Source organism: Actinomadura montaniterrae (assembly GCF_008923365.1).
Classification (GTDB): domain Bacteria; phylum Actinomycetota; class Actinomycetes; order Streptosporangiales; family Streptosporangiaceae; genus Spirillospora; species Spirillospora montaniterrae.
This window is the reverse complement of the sequence record NZ_WBMR01000484.1, coordinates 1-1,248: the sequence shown is the minus strand read 5'-3', so window position 1 is coordinate 1,248 and position 1,248 is coordinate 1. Positions and strand designations below refer to the sequence as shown.

Here is a 1,248-nt window from a genome sequence, read left to right as displayed (position 1 = left end):
GTCGCCGCGCTGCGGCTGCCGGGCGAGCCGGGCGCGGACCGTCCCGCCGAGATCGACATCCAGGTGCGGCCCGGGCACCGCCGCCGCGGCCTCGGCCGCCGGCTGCTCGCCGCCGCCGCCGAGGGGCTGCGCGCCGACCGCCGCACCAGCGTGATCGCGCAGGTCCACGCGGGCACCCCGGCGGTCCCGTTCCTGGAGTCGCACGGATTCGAGTGCGTGCTGGTGCTGCGCGGCATGGTGCTGCGGCTGGACGAGGTCCCCCCGGAGCGGATCGCCCGGCTCGTCGCGGCGGGCCCGGCCGGATACCGGCTGATCCGCTGGCAGGGCGTCGTCCCCGACGAGCACGCCACCGCCCTCGCGCACGCCAAGCACGCCATGGCCGACCTCGCCGAGTACGAGGGCGCCCCCTGGGACGCGCACCGCGTCCGCGAGACCGCCGAGGTGGTCGCCAAGCGCGGCGACGACCTCTACACCGTCGCCGCCCTCGACGCCTCCGGCGCGGTCGTGGCCGGCTTCACCGAGATCGTCGTCCCGCACGACGCGGCCGGGCGCGCCGCCCAGTACGACACGGCCGTCGCCCCCGAGCACCGCGGCCGCCGCCTGGGCATCTGGGTGAAGGCCGCGATGCTGGAGTGGCTCGCGGCCGAGCGCCCCGAGGTCCGCGAGATCGAGACCGACAACCTGGGCGACAACGAGCACATGCTCGCGGTCAACGAGGAACTGGGCTTCCGCGTCGAGCGCGAGTCCCTGGAGTACCAGGCGCCCGTCTCCGTCCTCCCCTGAGCTCTTCCTCCCGTCCCCCCTGGGCCGAGCCCGCTGCGGGCGGCCCGCCGCCCGCTCCCGCCTATCCACAGAATCCCGTTCTTGTTCCGCCCGCCGGCGCCCGCGGCCACGCTGAATCCCGGGCGCGGCAGGGGGCCGTGCCCGCGAACGGGGGAGGTGGCCCATGGGCGGGCGGTTCGAGCTGGAGGTCCCGGAGTCGGTGACCACGCGGTTCCTGGTGGCGACCCAGGCGCGGACGCTCCCCGGGCCCGGCCGCCTCCCCGAGGCCATCGGCGACGGCGCGCTCGCGCGCGAGGCCGCCGCGATGCTGGCCTCGGCCCGCCTCGTCGTCGAACCCGTCACGCGCCCGTCCGGCGACCTGAAGACCCGGTTCCACCGGCTCGCCGCGCCACCCGGACGGCTCGGGACGGTCGTCGGCGCCCGCCGGCACATCGCGGTCACCGCCGCGGGCCCGCCCGCCGGGCA

At 77.6% G+C, this 1,248-nt stretch carries 2 protein-coding genes; both read left to right on the top strand.

What is annotated here, in order from left to right; translation table 11 throughout:
* Window positions 1-783: GNAT family N-acetyltransferase (locus F9B16_RS50445; protein WP_151547351.1), on the top strand; the 783-nt coding region annotated here is incomplete at its 5' end.
* A 163-nt stretch (window positions 784-946) separates the two neighbouring features.
* Window positions 947-1,248, top strand: a 302-nt coding sequence (locus F9B16_RS50440; RefSeq protein WP_151547350.1) for a hypothetical protein, incomplete at its 3' end; no start/stop codon positions are given.